The sequence below is a fragment of the Nitrospira sp. genome, from assembly GCA_024760545.1.
Classification (GTDB): Bacteria; Nitrospirota; Nitrospiria; order Nitrospirales; family Nitrospiraceae; genus Nitrospira_D.
Map to the genome: position 1 here is coordinate 108,920 of CP060502.1, position 23,502 is coordinate 132,421.

Annotated in this window: 14 protein-coding genes; 13 read left to right on the plus strand and 1 reads right to left on the minus strand. The window is 55.7% G+C overall.

The window, feature by feature from the left end; genetic code table 11:
• Window positions 1-57: 57 nt before the first annotated feature.
• Window positions 58-1,155 (plus strand): ImmA/IrrE family metallo-endopeptidase, encoded by a 1,098-nt coding sequence (locus tag H8K03_22330; GenBank protein ID UVT22807.1) that lies wholly within the window; start codon window positions 58-60, stop codon window positions 1,153-1,155.
• Window positions 1,136-1,645, plus strand: a complete 510-nt coding sequence (locus H8K03_22335; protein UVT22808.1) for a hypothetical protein — start codon at window positions 1,136-1,138, stop codon at window positions 1,643-1,645. The genes H8K03_22330 and H8K03_22335 overlap by 20 nt, the downstream gene beginning before the upstream one ends.
• A 137-nt stretch (window positions 1,646-1,782) precedes the next feature.
• Here the strand turns inward: H8K03_22335 and H8K03_22340 are convergent, their stop codons facing one another.
• On the minus strand, window positions 1,783-2,211 hold the full coding sequence (locus H8K03_22340; GenBank protein ID UVT22809.1) for a Tn3 family transposase: 429 nt from the start codon (window positions 2,209-2,211) through the stop codon (window positions 1,783-1,785).
• Here H8K03_22340 and H8K03_22345 point away from each other — a divergent pair.
• The 11 genes from H8K03_22345 (at window position 2,210) to brxL (ending at window position 23,465) form a co-directional block, all read left to right on the plus strand.
• Window positions 2,210-3,193: a WYL domain-containing protein gene (locus H8K03_22345; protein ID UVT22810.1), complete on the plus strand. Its 984-nt coding sequence runs from the start codon at window positions 2,210-2,212 to the stop codon at window positions 3,191-3,193. The genes H8K03_22340 and H8K03_22345 overlap by 2 nt on opposite strands.
• A gap of 129 nt (window positions 3,194-3,322) precedes the next feature.
• Window positions 3,323-3,787, plus strand: a complete 465-nt coding sequence (locus tag H8K03_22350) for a hypothetical protein (GenBank protein UVT22839.1) — start codon at window positions 3,323-3,325, stop codon at window positions 3,785-3,787.
• A gap of 2 nt (window positions 3,788-3,789) precedes the next feature.
• Window positions 3,790-3,990, plus strand: a complete 201-nt coding sequence (locus H8K03_22355) for a hypothetical protein (protein UVT22811.1) — start codon at window positions 3,790-3,792, stop codon at window positions 3,988-3,990.
• Between the two features lie 356 nt (window positions 3,991-4,346).
• Window positions 4,347-6,977: a PD-(D/E)XK nuclease family protein gene (locus H8K03_22360; GenBank protein UVT22812.1), complete on the plus strand. Its 2,631-nt coding sequence runs from the start codon at window positions 4,347-4,349 to the stop codon at window positions 6,975-6,977.
• 3 nt (window positions 6,978-6,980) lie between these two features.
• On the plus strand, window positions 6,981-10,124 hold the full coding sequence (locus H8K03_22365; protein UVT22813.1) for a UvrD-helicase domain-containing protein: 3,144 nt from the start codon (window positions 6,981-6,983) through the stop codon (window positions 10,122-10,124).
• 311 nt (window positions 10,125-10,435) lie between these two features.
• Entirely contained in the window at window positions 10,436-11,050 is a 615-nt protein-coding gene (locus H8K03_22370) for a DUF1819 family protein (protein UVT22814.1), read from the plus strand.
• Window positions 11,047-11,661 carry a DUF1788 domain-containing protein gene (locus H8K03_22375; GenBank protein ID UVT22815.1) on the plus strand — a complete coding sequence of 205 codons (615 nt, stop codon included), beginning with the start codon at window positions 11,047-11,049 and terminating at the stop codon, window positions 11,659-11,661. Before H8K03_22370 ends, H8K03_22375 begins: the two co-directional genes overlap by 4 nt.
• Window positions 11,662-11,673: 12 nt before the next feature.
• Entirely contained in the window at window positions 11,674-15,255 is a 3,582-nt protein-coding gene (gene brxC / locus H8K03_22380) for a BREX system P-loop protein BrxC (GenBank protein ID UVT22816.1), read from the plus strand.
• A gap of 23 nt (window positions 15,256-15,278) precedes the next feature.
• Window positions 15,279-18,797, plus strand: coding sequence for a BREX-1 system adenine-specific DNA-methyltransferase PglX (pglX, locus tag H8K03_22385; GenBank protein UVT22817.1), 3,519 nt, complete (start codon window positions 15,279-15,281; stop codon window positions 18,795-18,797).
• Window positions 18,797-21,427 (plus strand): BREX-1 system phosphatase PglZ type A, encoded by a 2,631-nt coding sequence (gene pglZ / locus H8K03_22390; GenBank protein ID UVT22818.1) that lies wholly within the window; start codon window positions 18,797-18,799, stop codon window positions 21,425-21,427. The genes pglX and pglZ overlap by 1 nt, the downstream gene beginning before the upstream one ends.
• Window positions 21,417-23,465: a protease Lon-related BREX system protein BrxL gene (brxL, locus tag H8K03_22395; GenBank protein UVT22819.1), complete on the plus strand. Its 2,049-nt coding sequence runs from the start codon at window positions 21,417-21,419 to the stop codon at window positions 23,463-23,465. Before pglZ ends, brxL begins: the two co-directional genes overlap by 11 nt.
• Window positions 23,466-23,502: the final 37 nt, after the last annotated feature.

Here is a 23,502-nt window from a genome sequence, read left to right on the forward strand (position 1 = left end):
TATGGTGGCAGTTTACAATACATACGGATTATATGCAAGTGTAAACTGGGAGGTAAGATGATCGGAGACCGCATCAGAGTCGCCAGGAGAAAAGCTGGCCTCTCGCTCCGTGCCCTCTCTTCTGCGATGGGGGAGAAGGTCACGGCGCAGGCCATCGGCAAGTACGAGCGGGGCGAGGACATCCCAAGCTCTGGAGTTCTGCTCGCGCTTGCCGTAGCTCTCAAAGTGTCTGTGGCCTATCTGCTCGACACGCAGGGTATCCAACTAACCGGCGTCGAGTTTAGGAAGAAGGCTGACACCACTGTACGCGATAGGGCACATGTGGAGACGGAAGTGCTCGAATGGATCGAGCGCTACTTGCAGGTAGAATCCATCCTGGAACTCGATAGTACGCATTGGCAAACCCCCATCTCGCCCCCTCAAAAGCTCAGGAGAGTGGAGGACGCAGAGCAGTTGGCCCGCGACGTGCGCAACGCCTGGAAGCTCGGTCTCGACCCGATTCCCAACATGACGGAGTTGCTTGAGGAGAAGGGCCTCAAGGTGCTGGTGGTCCCGCTTTCGAAACGCATCTCCGGGTTCACCTGTCTAGTGGGACGGGCTGACTGTGAGCGGAAACTGCCCGTCATCGTGGTGAACAGTTACTTTCCGCTCGAACGCAGACGCCTGACGCTGGCGCATGAACTGGCGCATCGACTCATCGACCCTGAGAGCCTGTCGGATAAGGAGGAGGAAAAGGCTGGTACGATCTTCGCCGGTGCTCTCATGATGACGCGCGAACACCTCTTGCTTGAGGTCGGCAAACATCGCCATGCCCTAGGATACCGAGAACTGATTGATCTGAAGCGACTGTATCGCGTCAGTGGTGCCGCACTCCTCATGCGACTCTACCAACTGAACGTCATTAACGAGTCCACGCTGGTCTATGCGTTTCAGGGAATTGCGCGCGGGTGGCGAACGCACGAGCCGGAGGAGCTTGAGCTCGAATCCCAACGTGGGCAATGGGAGCGGCCTCGACGCTTTGAGCGCCTGTGCTACCGCTCCTTGGCGGAAGGATTGATTTCACTGACGAAGGCTGCCGAGTTATTGCGGCTTCCCGTCCCTGATGTGGAGGCGGGCCTGAAGGGGCCGCACGCGGATGAGGATCATCGTCAGTGACAGCAGTTGTTTGATCGACCTCAGGAAGGCCTCATTGCTCAATGCGTTCTTGAGCCTACCATACGAGATATGTATCCCTAATACACTGTTCGAGGAGGAGTTGCTCAAATTTACCGCCGCTCAGAAGGAAGCCCTGGTCCAGGGTGGGTTAAAAGTGATCGATATACCAGGTCCAGGTGTGCTGCGCGCGCAGGAAGTCATTCGCGCCAAGCCACGCCTCTCCATTCATGACGGGTTTGTCTTTGCACTGGCCGAGAGTCACCAGGAATCCATCTTGGTAACCGGTGACGGCGGTCTCAAGGCACTCGCTATACGACACGGCATTGAAGTTCACGGCCTGCTCTGGGTTGTGGATCAAATTCATATCCATGGGTTTCAAAACGCAACAGCACTGGCGACCACATTGCGCGTACTTGCGGACGATACTTCTGTAAGACTTCCGCGTCGCGAGTTGTTGGCGGCGATCCGGCGCTATGAGAGCAAGGGATAAGAGTTGCTGCAAAAATGAGATTCCTCCCCTCAATTGAGCTGACCCCCAATCCTTGGAAGAGTCAGATTCGACAGGGTAGCTTGCTGCTGTCTGGTTTGCCATTCCTAATCCGGCGAGCGGTTCCCATGCGGTAGGGGTCATTCGCCGATTCTGCCAAAATTATACGCTGACGGTTGAGTAGAGAACCGGGTAATTCGTGTATCGGTCTGATGGTCGGGCTTGACACCTCTATCTGTGGGCCAAATGTAATCTCCGGTCAAACTGATATGGGACCACGCCAGCGGGGACAGGTGAGTGGCCCGTTCTTCTAGAAATCGCAGTTTGAGTGCGTGCAGCTTCTCCACGGCGTGTTCGAGATAGACGGTATTCCACAGCACAATCCCCGCCACCACGAGATTGAGGCCACTGGCCCGATAGCGCTGATCCTCGTAACTGTGTTCACGGACTTCCCCGAGACGATATCCCGCCTCTGCGGGGATAGTACGGTCGAATGAATTGTGGCAAGGTAAGGCCCTACGGGGATCATCCAGGTCGCTGGGGATCGAACTGCGCCGAGGAGGGGCCATGCCACGCAACGATCAAGTCACGCGCCAGTGGCACTTGCTGCAGCGGCTGAGCGGGGCACGTCACGGGCTTACGCTGGCTGAGCTTGTGGACGCGATCCCGCCGGACCTCACCCGGCATCCTCGCACAGTCCGTCGGGATTTGGCCGCCCTCGAAGCCTCGCACTTCCCCCTCCTCACCGACCGGGTGAACGGGGAGGTGCGTTGGCGCTTGCTCGACGGCTTCAAGAATATTCCGAGCCTCCGCCTGTCCCCGCCGGAATTGATGGCCCTGGCCTTCAGCCGGCAGTTGCTGACGCCACTCCAAGGGACGCTCATTGCGGCCTCGCTCAATTCCGCGCTCACGAAGATCACCGCAGCCATCCCGGCGGGGGCCACTGAGTATCTCCTGCGGCTGGACCAGTGGTTTTCCGTCGGGCTAGGTCCGCACAAGACGTACCGCCACCATCGCGAGACGATCGATAGGCTCTCCCAAGCGATCGCTCATCACCATACGGTGCAGATGCGGTATTTCTCGGCAGGACGCCACGCGACCACCCGGCGCGAAGTGGATCCGTACCGGCTGCGATATGTTGACGGCGGGCTCTACCTGATTGCCTATTGCCATTGGCGCAAGGACGTGCGGATGTTTGCGGTGGAGCGGATCAAGTCGCTCACCATGACGGACCATCCCTACCAAATGCCGCTCCACTTTGATCTCGATGCCTATGTCGAAGACACCCTCGTCGTCATGCGGGGAAAGCGGATCACGGTCGAAATCAAGTTCGATAAGGCCACGGCCGCCTGGGCGAAAGACCGCATCTGGCATCCCAGCCAGCAGGCGACGCCGCTTAAGAACGGCCAACTGCTCATGACGCTCTCAGTGGCGGACACGAGAGAACTGCTTGGATGGATCCTCAGCTTTGGCAGTGGGGTTCAAGTCCTGAAGCCTGACCATCTCCGGTATGCCGTTAAAGAGGAAGCCCAAAAGCTCCTGGCCCAGTGACCTCAGATGTCACACCGCGGCTGATGACGCTGGCAGCCTGGTCCGTCTAACTCACAGTGCTGCCAGGGAATTTTGCCAAACCCGCTTTGACCTGCCTTGGGACCTCTCCTGTCCTTACCTCCTCGTAAGATGTGCGCGATCAAGCCCAAGCAGGAGGTGTCCATGACACTCGCGTTGATTCTGCTCCCGGTACTGATGCTAGTGACAAGCGAGGCCCATGCTGAGGATCTGGGCAATTTGAGTGCGAATCCGTTTCTCTTCGAGTCCACGGCCAACTCGCTGGGGCAGGGCAGTCCCTTTGCGCCAAACGGTGTGAACAATCCGTTCAGCCCCTACGGCAGTCCATTCAGTAACCAATCGGCGACCAACCCTTTCGCGACCGACGCGCCCAGGCTCTATGACCAACAGGGAAATTACCGGGGTAAGCTGAGCGCGAGTCCCTTTGATCCAGATTCCACGAGCAACCCGTATGGCCGATACGGTTCACCCCTTTCGCCGGACTCGTTGAACAATCCCTATGGGGCCGGGAGTCCGTTCAGGCCCGATTCCCCGAAGAATCCGTATGGGCAGGGTTGGCGAATTGAAGGGAACTGATCGTGTCGGATGCGGAAGAGAAAACTAGGCGACCGTTCATTCGAGGCGCGATTCTCGGCAGGCTTATCACGGGCGGGCTTACGGTGGCCGGCACCTTCTATGATTTCAAAGGCCAACCGGCGGCACCCCGCGGCAGTGCCCAGCAGTTCGACGACATCCGGCAGCGGCAGCACCAATTGGACATCACGCACATGCGGGAGTAACAGGACCGAGAGGCGCTCGATCGTAGACGTGGTACAAACCCATGCTGAGCAATCCCGCATGCGGTGGAGACGTCAGCGCAACGGCGGTTTGTCGCGAGGATCACGTTCGAGGCTGTCTGGCTAAGGTGCCCAAGATGGACAAGGTCCCGATGAGCGCTTGGAAGGATGACTGCAGCTCGGAAGGCGAAATAGCGAATGACTGCGGTTGTAAACAGAGGTATTCTGCGATGTGAGGCGCGCGGTGCGCAGGATATCCGATGCGCGAAAGGAATGCCGTGGTCGCCGGTTTGTGTCACCGGCGGAATTTGGTAATTGCGTAACGTGAACACGCACTTCTATCTGAACGAGTTCATCACATGAAGGTTGTGTTTGGACTTCAATTAGATGGGGAACATGGCTGGCGGCCGGCCAATCGATTGGGAATGCCAGTCCTTGGCCCGCTCGGGTTCCTGAACCTGCTTGAGACCAGGCTTGGATTGCTGCGAGCGGAATGTAGCCAGGCTCAACGAACAACTCAGTATCGAGAATGTCTCACTCGCGGCGACACCCCCGATCGCTTCTACCATGCCTCGTTTCAGATTGATCCTATCGGAGTCTCTGCAGCACTCCTGTCATGGCGTGATACGTGGCATCTCCATGGATGGACCGGCACGGCGCCTACTGGAGCGGGCAATCGTCTTACCGATCTGGCTGCCGTGGAAGAGACCGCCCATAATCTCCTATTTCCATCGATTGGAGAACGACTGGCTCAAGTGACCGAGTCTCTCTCGAAACAACAAGCGAAGATCGAACACATTGAGTTAGCCGATCCCATCGAGGCATTCCCGAAGCGCTGGCGGGAAGTCCTCGCAAAGTTGCCGGTCCAATCTCGACGAACCTATGAACCTCAAGCGTCCGAACACACCGTTCTGGGGAAGCTTCAACGGGTCCTCACGGTGGCCCATGAGGGCAAGAATCCCAATGGGAAGGTTGCCTGGTCGGACGATGGGAGTCTCTTCGTGGTGCGCGCTGAGACCAGTCTGCTTGCTGCACGGTGGGTCGCTCAAAGACTTGTCGCGCACCAGCAGGAGGTGGCGATTGTCGCCGAGCATGACCGCTCCTTACTGGATGCTACGATAGACGCCACGGATGTAGCCCGGCAGGGATTTCAGGATGCGAGCCCGTTGGCCCCGGCGCTTCAAGTGTTGCCCCTTGCGCTCGCGACAATGTGGGAACCGCTGGATGTCTACGCCCTCCTTGAATTGCTCTCTCACCCCATAGGACCTGTCCCAGGGTATCTCCGAGGGCGATTGGCTGAGGTTCTTGCGGAAAGCCCTGGAATCGGTGGACCGCATTGGCGGGACGCGGTCGAACACCTTGAGCGGCAGTATCCGGATCGTGTTGCGGATATGCGCGAGGCCCTGGCCGTGTGGGTCGAGCACCCTCGGTATCGCCCTGCGGAGGGTGCGCCTTTCGCGATGATCCTCGAGCGCACCCGGCGCGTTCGCGACTACTTTCGGTCCGGCCTGTACGATCAGAACTCTGTTCTCAGTCAGGCGCATGCCAGTGGATACAGGCAAGCTATGGCGGTGGCTGCCGCCCTTGAAGCGTTGGTTGCTCAAGGGGAAACCTCCATCACACCCGTTGCGGTTCAAACACTGGTGGCTCAATGCACAGGGCGCGGCGCACCAAACTTCACGATGGATGCGCAGGTCGGCTGTGTGCCTTCTGTCTTTCACCCTGCCGCAGTGATCGAATCGTTTGATCAGGTGGTGTGGTGGCAGATGGGAGCACCCTCGCTGCCTGACCGCTATCCGTGGAGCCGCAGCGAACTGGACATGCTCTCGCGCACCGGAGTCGAACTGCCGCCTCTTGATACGGTTCTGGCCCATCAAAGCCAGGAGTGGCTTCGTCCCATCCTCAGCGCCCGAAACCAGTTGGTGCTGGTACTGCCTCCTCCCGGTGCGGAATTGCACCCGATTTGGCTCGAAATGCAGGGGCTCATCAGCGATCTCCGGCCGGAACTGCTCGAAGCCCTGATATCTAGTCAGGCAGGAAGAGACCTACAACACGTGGCCCATGCGCCGCTCCCGCAACGGAGGCGATGGTGGCAGCTCCCACGTGAGGTCACCATTGCGCGTCGGGCCAGTGAGTCCTATTCAAGTCTCAACCTATTCCTCAATGCGCCCCACCAATGGGTCTTGAAGTACGCGGCTCGACTCAATCCATCGAATCTTCTTGCCGTGACGGATCGGAATCGGCTCTATGGGAATCTCGCGCATCGAATCGTTGACCGATTCTTTCATGTCGGGAATGCGCATGAGCTGTGTGGGGATGCGCTGGCAGGTTGGTTGTCACAGGAATTCGAGTCTGTTGTGGCGGAGGAGGGTGCGGTCCTCCTGATGCCGGGCCGTCGTATGGATCGAGAGCGACTTCGCGCAGCGTTGGGCCGCGCGCTCGAAGAGATCCAGCGACAATTCTCTGCCGCTGGCATTGTTGAGGTCGAGTCCGAGCGCAGTTTGACCGGCACGTTTGCTGGAGGCAACCTTGAAGGGCACGCCGATCTCGTCGTGCGGAAGCCAGGGGGCGGCCAGGCCATTGTCGATATGAAATGGGCTGGTGCCAATACACACAAGGACCGCCTCGCCAGCAATCGGCATCTGCAGCTGGCGCTCTATGCAGAGCTGTTGCGACAGGAAACAGGAACCTGGCCGGAGGTGGCCTATTTCATCCTTGAGGCGGCACGCCTGCTCGCGCTCGATGCAGCATTCTTTCCGCAGGCACACACGGTGCAATCCAACTCCACAGGGGGCACCCCGTACCTGTGGGAACAACTCGTTGCGACCTGGAGATGGCGCCGTTCCCAAATCGATGCAGGACACATCGAGATTGCCGTTGAACAGATCGCGCTGACCCCGGAATCGGAAGCACCTCCAGGCGCCCTCGTGCCGGAAGCGCTGTCTGAAGAATATGATGAGTTCCGCTGGTTGGTTGGGTGGGAGAACTGACTGATGCCTGGCAGGATCACCTTTGTCAGTGCCGGCGCAGGAAGCGGGAAGACCTACCGGCTGACGCAGATCCTTCATGACAAGCTGAGTTCGGGGCAAGTCTCGCCCAGTGGTGTCATGGCGACGACCTTTACACGGAAGGCGGCCACGGAACTGCGCGAACGAGTCCGGATCGCGCTCCTTGAGAAGGGGGAATTCGCCCTGGCTAATTCCATGGGTCAGGCACGCATCGGCACGGTCAATAGTGTGTGCGGGGGACTGCTGGAGCGATTTGCCTTCGAGGCCGGATTAGCTCCAGTGCAACGTGTGCTTGAGGAGGCCCAAGCTGGCGCACTCGTGCGGGAAGCGCTCGATGCGGTGTCCGACTCCGAGACGGTACAGAAGATCAACTCGCTCGCTCGGAGACTGGGCATAGACAACTGGGATGAGGAACTCACGTCGCTCATTGCCCAGGCCCGCGCAAACGATATCGCACCAGACCGTTGTGCAATCTTTGGTGCCCGCAACGCGATGGATCTGCTCGCGCACTTTCCCGCCCCGAGCGCGGAGGATCTTGATGCGGCGCTTGTTCGAACCATTGAGCGCGTGCTTCCCGACCTCGAACAACGCGCAACCGGCAAAAAGAATACCGCCGAATACATCGCGCTGGCGCGCGACACCATACGTGTTGTGAAAAACGGTCACGCGGTCTGGGCCGATTGGGTCAAACTCTCCAAGAAAGCCCCCGAGGCAGGACTCAAGACACTGGCCCAACCAGTGACGGACATTGCGAGTCAATTTGCCGCCCATCCGCAACTGCGGCAAGAGATTGCGGCGTATCTGGCTGCCATCTTCGCGCTCGGGGCAACGGCGCTGAAGGCCTACGCCCAGAGAAAACGGGAACTGGGGGTCATCGACTTCGTGGATCAGGAGCATCTGTTTCTTGGGTTGCTGGAACACCCCTCCGTGTGTGCCGTGCTTTCTGAGGAGTTGGAACTCCTGCTGGTGGACGAATTTCAGGACACCAGTCCTATTCAACTCGAAATCTTTGTGCGGCTCTCACGCCTTGCGCGGGAAACAGTGTGGGTCGGGGACGTGAAACAGGCGATCTACGGATTTCGGGGCAGTGACGCCGAACTGATGAAAGCCGTCATTGGACATCTGCCCAGTCTCGGAGGCACCAAAGAGATTCTCGGACAATCCCGCCGCTCTCGACCTTCGTTAGTCCGATTGGTGAACGCTGCGTTCAGTGCGGCCTTTTCCCCCGGACTCTCACAGGAAGAAGTAGCGCTCATGCCCGTTCGGGAGGAGCGCGTCCCCGATCCGGCCTTTGCGGTGTGGACACTCAATGGCAAGAACGTAGAGGAAAGAGCGGCCGCCCTCGCCGAAGGCATGAAAGCATTGGTCGCCTCGGGTTATCGCATCGTCGATCCCAAAACAGGCAGTCCCCGAGTCGCGCATTTTGGCGATCTTGCCGTACTCTGCAAGACCAATGATCGCGTACAGACGGTGGCGGAAGCCCTTCGCGCCGCCTCCGTGCCATGGGCCACGCAACAATCCGGACTACTCTCGACCCCTGAGGCCGTACTGGCTCTTGCCTGCCTTAGACGGCTGAATGATCCGAGGGACACCGTGGCCAGTGCTGAGATCCTGTCGCTGGCAGACTGTGAGGAACCGGAGACCTGGCTGGCCGATCGGTTGCGATATCTGGAACACGATGGGGACAAGGCACGGTGGCGGGATGGGGGCAAGGACGGGCATCCGCTGCTGACGAGAATTACAGAGTTGCGTGCGCAGGCACCCTTGCTGTCGCCGTATGCGGCGATGGAGCTGGTCATCACGCAATGTGATCTCGCCGGCAGGGTCCTACGTTGGCGGCGGGACGAACTTGTGGCGAGAGTGCGTCTGGCCAACCTGGAGGCGTTGCGAAATATGGCACGATCCTATGAGGAGACCTGCCTGGCACGACGCGAACCGGCGACCTTGTCCGGCCTGATCCTCTGGTTCGGGGAGCAAGCACAGATGGAACTCGACATCCTCGCCGAGCCACCTGTTGATGCGGTGAAGGTCATGACCCATCATGCGGCCAAAGGTTTGGAGTGGCCGATTGTCATTCTCCTGGATGTGGAGAAAGACATTCGGGATCGGCTGTGGTCGGTGAGTACTCGGTCTGATACAAGCCTTGATGTGGGCGCCCCGCTCAAGGACCGGTGGATCCGCTATTGGCCCTGGCCGTTTGGGGCACAAAAGAAAGTTGAGATAGCCGAGGCGATCGCTCAATCCCCGGACGGGATCCGTCTACGAGCGGAAGCGATGGATGAGGCCAAGCGTCTTCTCTACGTGAGCATGACCCGGGCGCGGGACTTCCTCGTGCTCGGATTTCCGGAAAAGAGAGGAGATTGCGAATGGCTGGGAGCATTGAATGTGCCGTGGCTCGCACCAGAGAGTGCGAGAGACTCGGTTGATCTGCAGGATGGCTCCACGATTCCATTTCAGTACCGGAGTCTTCAGGCTCCTAGTGTGATGACAGCCACGGTGGAACCAGATGTGGCCCTTCGATGGTTTCCCGTTCCTGCCTCGAGCACGGAACGCCTGCCGGCCACCTTTGCCGCGTCGGCTTCCGTCCGTCACCCATGCACAATTGTGGAAACCCTGCCACTTGGAGAACGGCTCAAGCTGAAGGCGGGAATCGACATGACGGCATTGGGCAATGCCATTCATGCTTGCATGGCAACCGCATTCACCGACCCAGACTGCCCAATCGACGAGACTCGGGCAGCACGCATCCTCAATGGTTTTGGCTTATCCGGTGCGGTCGATCCTACCGAGCTTGTGCGGCAGATTGGCGCTATTGATCAGTGGATAACCGCTCGTTGGCCTGATTGTCGCCGACATGCAGAGATGCCCATCGAGTCAATTCTCTCGAACGGTCAAATCATGCAGGGGCGAATCGATCTGTTGCTGGATGGACCAGATGGGTGGGTGGTGTTCGACCATAAGGCCAATCCAGCATCCAGAGACAAATGGAATGAAGTTGCCACCGAACACAGTGGGCAATTGTCCATGTACGCCAATGCACTGGTCCGTACGACCGGACGCTCAGTCAAAGAAGCCTGGATTGTTCTGCCGGTCGCGGCCGGAGCAGTTCGAATATCGATAGGCGAGTGATGTGCAGGAACGTAATCTGAAGGCATGAATATATATAACGGATGCGGTGGAAACATCCGAGCAGCGGAGGTTTGTGTGCAGGAACGGTTGTCGCCCAGTAGGCGCGGGGTTCAAGAGCACCAAGCATCCAATGGCCGTGTGTAACGAAAGTTGACGGGAAAGCGAAATGGCAAGTGACTTCGCTTGCGAATGGAGGTATTCTGCGACGAGGTGATCTTGCAACGATATCAAACAGTTCCATATAGGGGTGACCAGATCTTCCTATCCCATGCCATTGAATCTGGTAGTGCATGTTGACCATAGCTGATTCGATGAAAACGGCCGAACTTACTGAAAGACACTATGGAGCAGAACTCACAGCTGGGTCCTTAAAAGTTCCAGAGAGTCGGATTATTGCAGATCTGCTTCTCCGAGGCGTCGCGCCAGAAGAATGGCAGGAGACACTCTATAAACAGAATGCACTCCAAACCCGTAACCTTGAGACAGCGAGGCGACTGGGCCGACTGATCCGACAAAGACTGGAGTTGATGGATGCCGAGCTCTGGCGGCTTATTCGTGATGGCTCAAAGACCGTGGCTACGCACGCGTGTCTCGCGGCTGCCATTAAGCATAGTGCCTTGCTGGGAGACTTCTTAGATTTGGTCATCAGGGAGCAATACCGACTCTTTGCCTCAACACTCTCACCAACACTCTGGGAAGGGTATCTGAATGACTGTCGAGGCCGTGACTCTCTGATGCCGCTCTGGAACGACTCGACGAGGAGACGCTTGCGATCGACAGTGTACCAAACCCTTGCACAGGCAGGATTTCTAGACGGCACACGAACGCTACGGCTTCAACCAGTCCATATCGCCTCCGAAGTGCTTGGTTATTTGCGGGACCACCATGAAGAGTATGTGCTGCGTTGCATTCAGGTGTCTCCGTGAGTGATCTGCTGACCGACCGGCTTAACAAGATTCTTCCACGGATCATCTCAGATGACTTCCTGAGCGGCAGCGGCATCGGGAACGAGATTTCTTTCTACATTTTTGACTACCCGCCTGAAGAGGAGCTCCGAGTACGAGCTCACCTTCGTTTCTTAGTAGACCACATTCCCAAACAAAAACCAGAGCTTCGTTTCACGCACATCAACCTGTTCGATCTCGTGCTGGACCACCTCAAGCGCCGGAAATTGCTCGAGAAGGCACTACAGATACAACGGGAGAAGGGTGACGAAGCTCTCAAGGCGGCGTTGGCTGGCCCCCTCCATCCTGAGAAGCTCGCATCGATCTTTTGTGAAGTGGCCAGGCCGGATCAGATCAAGCTTGTCCTGGTGTCAGGTGTCGGAAGCGTGTATCCGCTACTCCGAACCAGCGGCTTGCTCAGTAATCTGCAGAATGTGATGGGACCCATTCCTCTCGTGCTGTTTTATCCAGGAAAGTACGATCAACTGACCCTCAGACTATTTGGGAAGCTGAGCCTGTCCGCACACTTTGACGGTGTAGCAAAGAGCAAGAAGCCGGAACATTATTACCGCGCCTTCAGATTAGTGCCCTAACAGAGGCTGACTATGAACATTCAGAATCTCTTCGAGCGAGACCTGTTCCGCTCCATCAACGGAGTCGTCAAGGCGGATCAGTTGGACGAATCGTCCGTCTGGCAGGAGTTGGACGAATTCGTGGTGACAAGAGAGCTCGATCAGCATCTCCGCCGCTTTTTCTCGACGTATGGTGATGCGATCAAGCATCCCCAAGATCCCGATGTCGCAGGGAAGATTGGCGTGTGGGTGTCAGGCTTCTTCGGGTCCGGCAAATCACACTTTATTAAGGTTCTTTCCTACCTTTTGCAGAACAAGACCCATACGCATCAGGGGCAGACTAAGCGGGCGGTCGAGTTCTTCGAGAACAAGTTCAAAGATGCCATGCTGTTTGGTGACATCAAGCGAGCGATTGCCTCGAATACCGATGTCATCCTGTTCAACATTGACAGCAAGGCCGACCACCGCATTGGGCGCGATGCCATTCTTGCCGTGTTTCTCAAAGTACTGAACGAGATGCAAGGCTATTGCGGCGATTATCCTCAGATCGCGCACCTGGAACGCCATTTGGAAGGGAGAGGTAAGCTCACACAGTTCCATGACGTCTTTCGCAAGGCGACGGGTAGCGAGTGGGTGGCAGACCGTGACGCCTACCATTTTCACCGGGACGAAATCGTAAAAGCGCTCGGCGAAACGCTAAAGATGAGCAAAGAGTCGGCGGAGAAGTGGGTCGATGGGGCGGAAGGCAGTTTTGCCTTAACCGTCGAAAACCTCTGTAAATGGGTCAAGGAGTATCTGGACTCGAAGGGAGAAGAGCATCGTCTTATTTTCTTGGTCGATGAAGTGGGGCAGTTCATCGGGACAGATTCCCACCTGATGCTGAATCTTCAGACCATTACCGAAGAGCTGGGAACTATCTGCAAGGGGCGTGCATGGGTCGTTGTCACTTCCCAAGAAGATATTGATGCTGTGCTAGGGGAAATGAAACAGAGCAAGGCCAACGACTTCTCGAAGATTCAGGGACGCTTCCGGACGCGCCTCTCACTCTCAAGTGCCAACGTCGATGAAGTGATCCAGTCTCGCCTTCTGGCTAAACGTGAAGAGGTCAAAAGCGACCTCCAGGAAGTCTTCCGAAAAAAAGGGGACATTCTCAAGAATCAGCTCACGTTCACCAATTGCGGAATGACCTTCAAGAACGTCAAAGATGGCGAGGATTTCGTCCAGAACTATCCATTCGTGCCGTATCAGTTCCAGCTCGTCCAAAAGATTTTCGAGGCGATCCGAAGAGCGGGGGCCACCGGTCTGCACCTATCCCGCGGCGAACGATCAATCCTCGATGCGTTTCAGTCGGCTGGCAAGGAGGTTGCTCTCAAAGAGGTCGGTATCCTAGTCCCTCTCTATCGGTTCTACCCTTCGATCGAAAGCTTTCTTGATACCGTCGTCAAGAAGACCATCGATCAAGCCAAGGACAATCCGAGTCTGGAGCATCCCTTCGATATTAGCCTTCTGCAGGTATTGTTTCTCATCCGCTATGTCGAGGAGATCAAGGGGAACGTCGATAACCTGGTGACCCTGTGCATCGCCGAGATTGATGCTGACCGACTGGCGCTTCGTCGCAAGATCGAAGGGAGCCTTCAGCGTCTCGAAAAGGAAACGCTCATTAATCGAAGTGGTGATCTGTATTTCTTCCTGACCAACGAAGAACGGGACATCAATCGGGAGATCAAGAATGTCGAACTCAGTAGTGGCGAGGAAGCCAAGCTCCTTGGAGAACTCATTTACAACGATGTCTTGAAAGAACAGCGAAAGCATCGCCATGCCGAGAATAAGATGGATTTTGCCTTCAATCGCTTCTGCGATTTGCTTCCGGTTGGAAATCGTCTCGACGGCGTATTACAGCTCTCGGTTATTACGCCACTGAATGATGAATACGGGTTGTACGACAATGCCAAATGCCTTCTGGACAGCTCTACCGAAGGCGGCAGCATTCTGGTCCGCATGGGCAATGACGAGACTCTGGGCCGCGAGCTTCGGACATACCTTCAGACTGAGAAGTATGTTCGCCATAAGAATGATGGCACACTTCCGGAGTCGGCGAAGCGCATTCTCCGCGACATATCCGGAAACAACCAAGACCGCCGAGCCCGTCTAGTCACACTCTTAGGCGAGATGTTCGCCGGAGCCGACTTCTATGCTGCCGGCCAGCCCTTGAAGCTGAAAGCCTCCATGCCATTGGCCGCACTCGACGAGTCGCTGGGGTATCTCGTCAAGAACACCTTCAATAAGATGGGGTACCTGAAGCGGCTGTCTCAGGAGCCATTGAAGGAAATTCAGGCCATCATTCGGAGTAACGACATCGGTCAGCAGACGCTGGTCATGGCAACCGAGGAGGGGAACAAGCAGGCGATAGATGACCTACGCAATTATGTTGCCTTGATGTCATCCAATAATAAGCAGGTCGTACTCCAAGACATGATCGACAAGCGGTACTCCCTGCGTCCGTATGGGTGGCCGGAAGAAGAAGTGGTGATCCTGATAGCCCGTCTCATGGTGCTGGGCGAAATCAGTCTCATGATGGATGGGACACTGGTTCCGCTCGATAAGGCCTACGACGCCATCACGACCCCTGCAAAACGTCGAAAGATCGTGATTCTCAAGCGGCAAACCACCGACCCTAAAGCCATTCAAGACGCCCGCACACTGGGGAAAGAATTGTTTCATGAGATGGGACCTGATGGCGAGGATGCCCTGTTTGCATTCCTGCAGAACAAGCTCAAGAGCTGGCAATCATCCTTGATGACCTACAGGCCGTTGGCGGAAACCGGCGATTACCCCGGAAAAGACCAGATCGCCGACGGGCTCCTGCGTGTGAAGAAGCTGCTCGCTTCCGATAACAGTTATAAGTTCATCCAGCAACTCAACGAACAGAAGAATGAACTTCTCGATTTCGCTGATCACTTTACCAATCTCGAACAGTTCTACGAACACCAAAAGTCCACGTGGGAAAGGTTACGGAAGGCGCATGGCCGTTTTCAGCGAAATCGCCTTGAGCTTGAGAGAGATGCGCTGGCTGGAATGGCGCTCAAACGGATGCAGCAAATCCTGAACGCGTCGAGTCCGTACAGCCTGATCAAAGAGACCGAGGGGCTCATTGCCACAGTCAGTACCATTAATAGCGCCCTCGTGGCTGCAGCTCGCCAGCAGGCTCTTGCCAAGATTGACGTGCATCTCGTCACAGTCACCAGGGATATTGAGGCAGCCAAGGGAGACGCAGGACTTCGCGCTGCCTGCATGAGGCCACTGGAAGAACTTAAGGGCGCAGTCCAGTCTGAAGAGAGTCTGGCTCACATCACACAAATAGAGACGGAGGCTCTGAAAGAATTCGATCTTGCAACCTCTCGGATAGAAGAATCTGTTCGGAAAGCCACAGAGCAGCCCAAGGAAAAAGGAGAGCAGCCCAAGCCTATTCTCAAGAAGAAACGGGTAGTGGAGCCGGCCAAGCTGGTCGCATCTCCCTATTTGGAAACGCAGGCGGATGTCGAAGCATTTCTTAAGACACTGCGATCGGAGTTGGAGCAGGCACTCACTAAGGACGAACGCATCGAGATCCGCTGAGAAGAGATCATGAGATTGGCAATATGAACCGCACCAAGCTCAAGACCTACGCCCCACAAGCTCGCCGGGATTTCATCCAGGCTGTCACAGATCGCGCTGCCTTCTATGGTCTGACTGAGAAGAAGATCGAACCCATCACCGAGAACGGCGACGTGGCTATTATCGGTGGCCGCGCCTTTCCTCGCGCTATTGCGAGCAAACGCAAAGCCTTGGAAGAACGGATTGCCCAATACGGCTTCGGGCAGACCATGGACGCAATTGCCTACACCTGGTTTAACCGCTTGGTCGCTATCCGGTACATGGAACTGCATGGGTATCTTGACCATGGCTACCGGGTACTGACCCATCCCGACGCATCGAAGTCGATTCCTGAGATCCTCGAACAGGCCGAACATCTCGATCTGCCGGGCTTGGACAAGCACAAGGTTATTGAGCTGAAATTGGAAGGCAGCAAAGAAGCTGAGCTGTACCGGATGCTGCTACTCGCTCAGTGCAACGCGTTGTACAAGACGATGCCGTTTCTCTTTGAGTGGATCGACGACGAAACAGAACTCCTCTTGCCCGATAACCTGCTCCACACAGACTCGCTGATCCGCAAGCTCGTCGGCGAGATCGACGAAAACGACTGGCAGGAGGTCGAGATCATCGGCTGGCTCTACCAGTTCTACATCGCCGAGCGCAAAGACGAAGTTATGGCCCGCAAGAGCGCCGTGCCGACGGAAGACATTCCGGCCGTCACCCAGCTCTTCACCCCGCATTGGATTGTCCGTTACCTTGTCGAGAACTCGCTCGGCCGCCTCTGGCTGCTGAACCGCCCCGGCTCCCGGCTTCGTGAGCAGATGCCCTACTATATCGAGGGGGAAACTGAGACCGACTTCCTCAAGATCACCAAGCCTGAGGACATCCGCCTGTTAGACCCCGCGTGCGGAAGCGGGCACATGCTCACCTATGCCTTCGACCTGCTCTTCCGTATCTACGAGGAAGAAGGCTACGTGCCAAACGAGATTCCTGCGCTCATCCTGAAGCACAATCTCTATGGTCTGGAAATCTGCCCCCGCGCGGCGCAGCTCGCCGAGCTGGCCCTCGTCTTCAAGGCCCGGGAAAAATCACGGCGCTTCTTTCAGCCCAGCACTCTTGTTCAGCCCCACATTCTTGCATTGCAAGACATCCGCTTCGACGAAGGCGAACTCCGCGACTACATCGCAGCGCTCGAACTCGGCACTCTCTTTAATGAGCCCATGCTGAAACTCCTACATCAGTTCGAGCAAGCCACCACCTTTGGTTCGCTCATTCAGCCCTGCCTGGACGAACAGAACATCACCTTTGCCCGTCAGGCCATGAAGACCAAAGACCTCGGCGGCCAGCTCTTTCTCCGTGAGACTCACGGCAAAGTCCTCCGCGTCTTGGAACAGGCGGAGATGTTGTGCCAGAGGTATCACGTTGTCGTGGCCAATCCGCCATATATGGGCGGGGGAGCGATGAATCCTCTTCTCAAAGAATATGTGAAGAAACATCTGACTTTGAGTAAACAAGACCTAATGACGTGCTTTATGCAGCGGGCAACAACGTTGGCAGTCCCCTTTGGCACGATAGCAGTAATTAATCTTCCCTCTTGGCTTTTTCTTTCTTCTTTTGAAGCCTTCAGAATCTACCTCATAGCAAATGAGACCATCTCCAGTTTGCTACATCTTGGGCGCGGTATATTCGGCTCAGATTTCGGGACGGTTGCGTTTGTGCTCAAGAATTGCCCGGCAAACGGACGCAAGGGGATTTATCGAAGGCTTTTTGAACGGCATGTTGAGGTCGATTCAGTGAATGAAATAGAGGCTAAGTTTCTGAATCAATCCTTCGGCAGGTTTGTTGCCGATCAAAGAGACTTTCTACAAATCCCTGGTGCGCCCATTGCCTATTGGGTCACTCCTGCAGTCAGGCATATTTTTGCTACTGCCACTCCATTGAAGGACATTGCAAAGCCAAGACAAGGTTTGGCTACGACCAACAATTCTGCGTTTCTAAGAATGTGGTATGAGCCGGCACTTGAGCGAATTGGATTTGAAATGACGTCTGAGAATGAGGCGGAGCAAAGCAGGCAAAAGTGGTTTCCTCTCCAGAAAGGAGGATCATTTCGGAAATGGTATGGGAATAACGAATATGTGCTGAATTATGAGCGCCGGGGGCAAACCATCTGTGACTATATCGACAACACACCTGGGGTGCGAGTTGGTTCCAATGGAAGAGTAATCAACCGACAATTTTACTTTCGAGAAGCAATCACCTGGTCGAGTCTCTCAATTTCGGCGCTTTCAATGCGCTATATGGGCAAAGGCTACATCTTCGAAACAAAAGGTTCTGCCTGTTTCTGTGATGACAGACTACTCTTGATGGAACTCCTCGGATACGCCAACAGTACTTTGGTAAATCAGTTTTTGCAGGCTCTATCTCCAACACTGGATTTCCACGAAGGGCCGATAGGCAATTTGCCGGTCATCCCGATTAGGTCTCATGCTCAGCAGAATCTTGTCGCTGAGTGTATTTCCATCTCCCGCGCCGACTGGGACAATTTCGAGACCTCCTGGGACTTCCGCGACCAGCCGCTGCTGCGGCCGGGGATGAAAGGCGCAACGCTGGAGGCGAGTTGGCGGAATTGGGCGGCGCATAGCACCGCCGCCATTCGTCGAATGAAGGAGCTGGAGACGGAAAACAACCGGCTCTTCATCGATGCCTACGGTCTCGCGGATGAGCTGACGCCAGAAGTCCCAGAGGACCAGATCACTCTCGCCCGCGCTGACCAGCGCAAGGACATGGCCGGCTTCCTCTCTTATGCCGTTGGCTGCATGATGGGCCGCTATTCGCTTGACAAGCCTGGACTCATCCTCGCTAACGCCAGCGACTCCCTGCGTGAGTTTCTAGCCAAAGTGGGACGGTCGCAGGATCAGCTCACCTTCGCCCCCGACGAGGACGGCATCATCCCCGTGCTCGATGGCGAGTGGTTCGAGGACGACATCGTGGCCCGTGTACATGCTTTTCTGCGAGCTGCCTTCGCTGAGACTACACTGGAAGTAAATCTAGGCTTTATTGAGGAATCGCTGGGCAAAGATCTGCGCAAATACTTCCTTGCCGACTTCTACAAGGACCACCTCAAAACCTACAAGAAGCGTCCGATCTACTGGCTGTTCTCCAGCGGCAAGGAGCGCGCGTTCCAATGCCTCGTCTATTTGCACCGGTATCAAGACGGCACGCTGGCCCGTATGCGCACGGAATATGTCATTCCGTTGCAAGGCAAAATGGCCGCTCGGATTGAACAACTGGCTTCCGAGACCCAGAAGGCATCTTCCACTTCCCAACGTAAGACACTGGAAAAGGAACGAGACAAGCTTCTGAAGCACCAAACTGAACTCCGGGCATTTGACGAGAAGCTGCGGCACTATGCCGATCAGCGGATCGCATTGGACCTCGACGACGGGGTGAAGGTCAATTATGGGAAGTTTGGCGATCTCCTCGCCGAGGTCAAAGCCGTGACAGGCGGAACGGACGAGGACTGATGGATGCTCGTCAAATTCAGGACACGCTCGACCGCATATATAAGGAAGAGGGAGCCAGGATTGTCTTCTGGAACGATCCCGACAAAGAGTTCCAGACTATTCTGCCTGCGCTGAACCTCGACGGGGTGAACATCATCCAGCTCAACGAGCTAGGCGCGCTCGAAGTGAAGATTCGTGTGGAGCGGGAGGACCCCACAGGGCGGTATCTGCTCTATTCCCCAAGTGAAGAGCCCGATTACGAGAACGATTGGCTTCTCGACGTGCGCCTGTATAGTCGCCCATTCCGGGCCGACCGCGCTTCGATTCTCCTCAATGAGCTTGGTTTGAAGAATCTCCACCTTCGCCAGTATTTGTCAGACCGCCGGAAGTTTTTTGACAACAAAGAACGGCTCCAAAAGCTGAAGAGCTTGGTTGAGCCCAATGATCTAGCCAGCGACCTGGACCGCAAAATGATCGCCACGGTCGTGAAGGCAGAGCAGCCGGAATGGTTCAACATCATCCGTACGCTCTACCATGCCTATACTGACAACGACGATGAGATTGACTTGCAGACGGAACCGGCAGCTTGGGAACAGATCGAGAAATTTGATTTAGACAAGCCTTTCTGGGAGATGGCCAAGACTACGTTCGGCTATTCGGAAGAGACTCCGACGCTTAAGAATCTTCTACTCAGACTCTTTGTGACCGACTACGTGCATCATCTGAAGGCCGCTCCGCCAAGTGCGCTTCTGCATTTAACTCTCCCGACACAGGGGCGCTCGAATGCCGTCGTCTGCCTTGGGCAATGGCGCGACAGCAGCAGCAAAGGCAGTAGCTATGACCGACTCTCCGAGGAAGTGGCGGCCCTGATTCACGTAGAAGATTACTTGCTCGGCTTGGAGATCACGGATTTGCTCGATGTGATGACGTTCCTTGTGGTGGAACGGGGGATCGCCAGCCGTCTGCGGGAGCGCGTGCATCAGACGGCGGACATGATCAACCCCGATGAAGTGCGGTCAATCGTCACCCGCAGGCAGGCTGGACACTGGGCTTCGCTCATGGTGAACGGTTCCCAGACGGTGCCGCGACGGGCGCTCCATGCGGTGTATGACGCGCTGGTTGCTGCCGCTGATTTCTTTGCCCTGCGGAACCAACATCGAGACGGGTTCGCCTTTCTCGATGCGACGGCTCTCTATCGGGCCTACGAGGGAAAGTTATTCCGTTTTGACCAACTGTATCGCCATTTCTGCGAAGCCGCTGATCATGCCGAGGCACAAGGCTGGAACATCCTGAAGCCGTTGCGGGAGTTGATCGAGGATTGTTATGCGAATTGGTACGTCCCGACGCTCTCATTAGCCTGGGGAAACTTTCTTGATCCCCAAGGCACGGCCCAACTTCTTAGCAAGTGGCAGCTCGAACAGATCCCCAGCCAGCAAGAGTTCTTCAACCGTCAGGTGCGTCCTCGTCTGGAGGAAGCGGAGAATCGGAAGGCGTATGTCATCATCAGCGACGCGTTCCGCTACGAGGCGGCCCAGGAACTTACGCAAGAGCTTAATGGCACATACCGCTTTGAAGCGACATTGGCTTCGCAGCTTGGTGTCTTGCCCTCATACACCGCTCTTGGGATGGCGAGCTTGCTCCCTTACAACACGTTGTCGTTTAAGCCAAATGGCGACGTCTTGGTGGATGGGAAGTCCACCTCTTCGACAGAACTGCGGGGGGAAGTCCTAGGATCAGTTGAGGGGGTAGCCTGCAAGGCCAGCGAGTTGGTGTCGATGAAGAAAGAACAAGGTCGTGAATTTGTGAGCGGTAAACGGGTTGTCTACATTTACCACGACACGGTCGATGCGATTGGCGATAAGGCTGCGACAGAGGAGAAAACATTTGAATCGGTACGAACGGCGATCGGCGAACTGGCTTCTCTCGTGGCCTATGTCATCAACAGTCTGAATGGCAACCATGTGGTCATTACGGCGGATCACGGGTTCCTTTTCACAGAGTCTTCACCCGGTGAGCCGGAAAAGAGCAAGTTGGATGAGAAGCCAAACGGGACCGTGCGAGCCAAAAAGCGCTATGTGATCGGGCATAACCTCCCTGATCATGAGTCCGTGTGGCATGGCAAGACCGCAGTCACTGCTGGTGCTGAGGGCGGAATGGAATTCTGGATTCCCAAGGCAGCCAATCGTTTCCACTTCACTGGCGGTGCTCGTTTCGTGCACGGGGGCGCCATGTTGCAAGAAATCGTTGTGCCGGTGATCACGGTCAAGCACAAGAAAGATAAGTCCACTCGCGAAGACACCAAGGTCAAGTCCGTAACCGTGCATGTGTTGGGAGCCAGCCACAAAGTCACAACGAACCGTCATCGCTTCGAACTGATCCAAGTGGAACCAGTCAGCGAACGGGTGAAGCCGATCACACTGAAGGTGGCGATCTACGAGGGAGATAACGTCGTCACGAATGTCGAGACCGTGACGTTTGATAGTACCTCAGATAAGATGGACGAACGTAAGAAGTGGGTTCACGTAGTGCTGCAAGATCATCAGTATCACAAGAACACCGCATATCGGCTCGTCCTGCGGGATGCTGACACTGGAATTGAGCAACAGAGTGTACCGGTGACCATTGATAGGGTGTTTGCCGATGACTTCTGACAACAAAGCGATTGATACCAGCCTCGACGATCTCCTCAATTGGCATTTTGCCGGCAAGGTCGTTCGCAAAGATCTGACCAAGTTGGTCAAAGAGGGGGCGAATGTCCCCGTATACGTGTTGGAGTACCTCCTGGGCACCTACTGCGCATCCAACGACGAGACCATCATCAAAGACGGACTCGTTACGGTAAAGAATATTCTGGCCGAGAACTATGTGCGTCCTGATGAAGCGGAGAAGGTCAAGTCCACCGTTCGCGAGCGTGGAAGTCTCAAAATCATCGATAAGATCACTGTGACGCTGAATGAAAAACGAGACGTCTATGAAGCCCTCCTCGCGAATCTTGGTGTGAAAGGGGTTGAGGTCAGCACCAGCTACGTCAAAAAGTTTGAGAAGCTGCTCGTGGGAGGCATCTGGTGCATTGTGACGCTGCAGTATTTCTATGAGGAGAACCAGAAGGGCTCACCATTCGTCATTCAGGACCTGAAGCCGATCCAGATGCCGAACATGGATCTGGAGGAGCTCTTTCAGGGACGGCGGGCGTTCACAGAAGAGCAGTGGATTGACGTCTTATTGCGATCAACAGGTATGGAACCCACGAATTTCAGCCAACGCGTGAAGTGGCACTTATTGGCCCGCATGATCCCTTTGGTGGAGAACAACTACAACATCTGTGAACTAGGCCCACGAGGGACCGGCAAGAGTCACATCTACAAGGAAATCAGTCCCAATAGCATTCTTGTCTCCGGTGGCCAAACGACCGTTGCGAATTTGTTCTACAACATGGCGCGACGGACCGTTGGACTCGTCGGCGTCTGGGATGTCGTGGCTTTTGATGAGGTCGCTGGGATTACGTTTAAAGAAAAAGATGGCGTCCAGATCATGAAAGATTACATGGCCTCAGGGTCCTTCTCTCGTGGACGGGATGCCATCAATGCCTACGCCTCTATGGTGTTTGTCGGGAATATCAATCAGTCCGTGGACACACTGGTAAAGACCAGTCATCTCCTGGCCCCCTTCCCGGATGACATGATCGACAGCGCCTTCTTTGACCGGTTCCATGCCTACATTCCAGGCTGGGAAATTCCCAAGATGCGGCCGGAATTCTTCACCAACCAGTACGGCATGATCGTGGATTACCTCGCTGAATGGATGCGTGAGATGCGCAAGCGAACATTTGGCGATGCCATCAGCAAGTATTTCAAGCTCGGCAGAGATCTCAATCAGCGAGATACGATCGCTGTTAAGCACACCGTATCCGGGCTCTTGAAGCTGCTGTATCCCAATGAAGAATACAACAAGGACGCCGTTCGTCGATGCCTCGAATATGCCTTAGAAACACGTCGGCGAGTAAAGGAGCAGCTGAAGAAGATCGGCGGAATGGAATTCTTTGACGTGCACTTTAGCTACATCGACCTAGAAACGTTGCAAGAGAAGTTTATCAGTGTGCCCGAACAGGGCGGAGGCACACTCATCCCTGACGGTCCCATGAGCCCAGGAGCGTTACACACAGTCGCCACTGGGGGAGCAGGTCACTTAGGGTTGTATCGACTGGAGACTCAAGTAACGGCTGGAAATGGGGCGCTGAAGACTTCCGGCCTGGGATCGAACAGCGCAGCGAAAGAAGCTATCAAAGTCGGTTTTGACTTCTTCAGAGCGAATGCCTCTCGCGTCAGTGCCTCAATTAAGGCTGGCGATCATGACTATCACCTTCACATCGTGGAGCTGCACAATACCGGGCCTACCAATGCCTTGACCCTGTCCGCATTTGTCGCGCTGTGTTCGGCTGTCTTCGGAAAGCCGATTCAGTCTCAGATGGTTGTCCTCGGTAGCATGAGTCTCGGTGGCAACGTGATTCCGGTTGAAAACCTGGCTGAGTCTCTTCAGATGGCCTTCGACTCTGGAGCGAAGCGTATTCTGCTCCCCATGGCCAGTGTGCGTGATATCCCAACCATACCTGGCGAGTTGTTTGCCAAGTTCCAGACGAGTTTCTACGCAGATCCCACGGATGCCGTGTTTAAGGCGTTGGGGGTCGAATAGGGCGTGGTTACATAATCGTTGGTTTCTGTTTTGCTAC

Excerpts from the sequence above, each read along its gene's own strand:
- H8K03_22330 (UVT22807.1), top strand. The coding sequence starts at position 58 with ATGATCGGAGACCGCATCAGAGTCGCCAGGAGAAAAGCTGGCCTCTCG.
- H8K03_22335 (UVT22808.1), top strand. The coding sequence starts at position 1,136 with ATGAGGATCATCGTCAGTGACAGCAGTTGTTTGATCGACCTCAGGAAG.
- H8K03_22345 (UVT22810.1), top strand. The coding sequence starts at position 2,210 with ATGCCACGCAACGATCAAGTCACGCGCCAGTGGCACTTGCTGCAGCGG.
- H8K03_22340 (UVT22809.1), bottom strand. The coding sequence starts at position 2,211 with ATGGCCCCTCCTCGGCGCAGTTCGATCCCCAGCGACCTGGATGATCCC.
- H8K03_22350 (UVT22839.1), top strand. The coding sequence starts at position 3,323 with ATGTGCGCGATCAAGCCCAAGCAGGAGGTGTCCATGACACTCGCGTTG.
- H8K03_22360 (UVT22812.1), top strand. The coding sequence starts at position 4,347 with ATGAAGGTTGTGTTTGGACTTCAATTAGATGGGGAACATGGCTGGCGG.
- H8K03_22365 (UVT22813.1), top strand. The coding sequence starts at position 6,981 with ATGCCTGGCAGGATCACCTTTGTCAGTGCCGGCGCAGGAAGCGGGAAG.
- H8K03_22370 (UVT22814.1), top strand. The coding sequence starts at position 10,436 with ATGAAAACGGCCGAACTTACTGAAAGACACTATGGAGCAGAACTCACA.
- brxC (UVT22816.1), top strand. The coding sequence starts at position 11,674 with ATGAACATTCAGAATCTCTTCGAGCGAGACCTGTTCCGCTCCATCAAC.
- pglX (UVT22817.1), top strand. The coding sequence starts at position 15,279 with ATGAACCGCACCAAGCTCAAGACCTACGCCCCACAAGCTCGCCGGGAT.
- pglZ (UVT22818.1), top strand. The coding sequence starts at position 18,797 with ATGGATGCTCGTCAAATTCAGGACACGCTCGACCGCATATATAAGGAA.
- brxL (UVT22819.1), top strand. The coding sequence starts at position 21,417 with ATGACTTCTGACAACAAAGCGATTGATACCAGCCTCGACGATCTCCTC.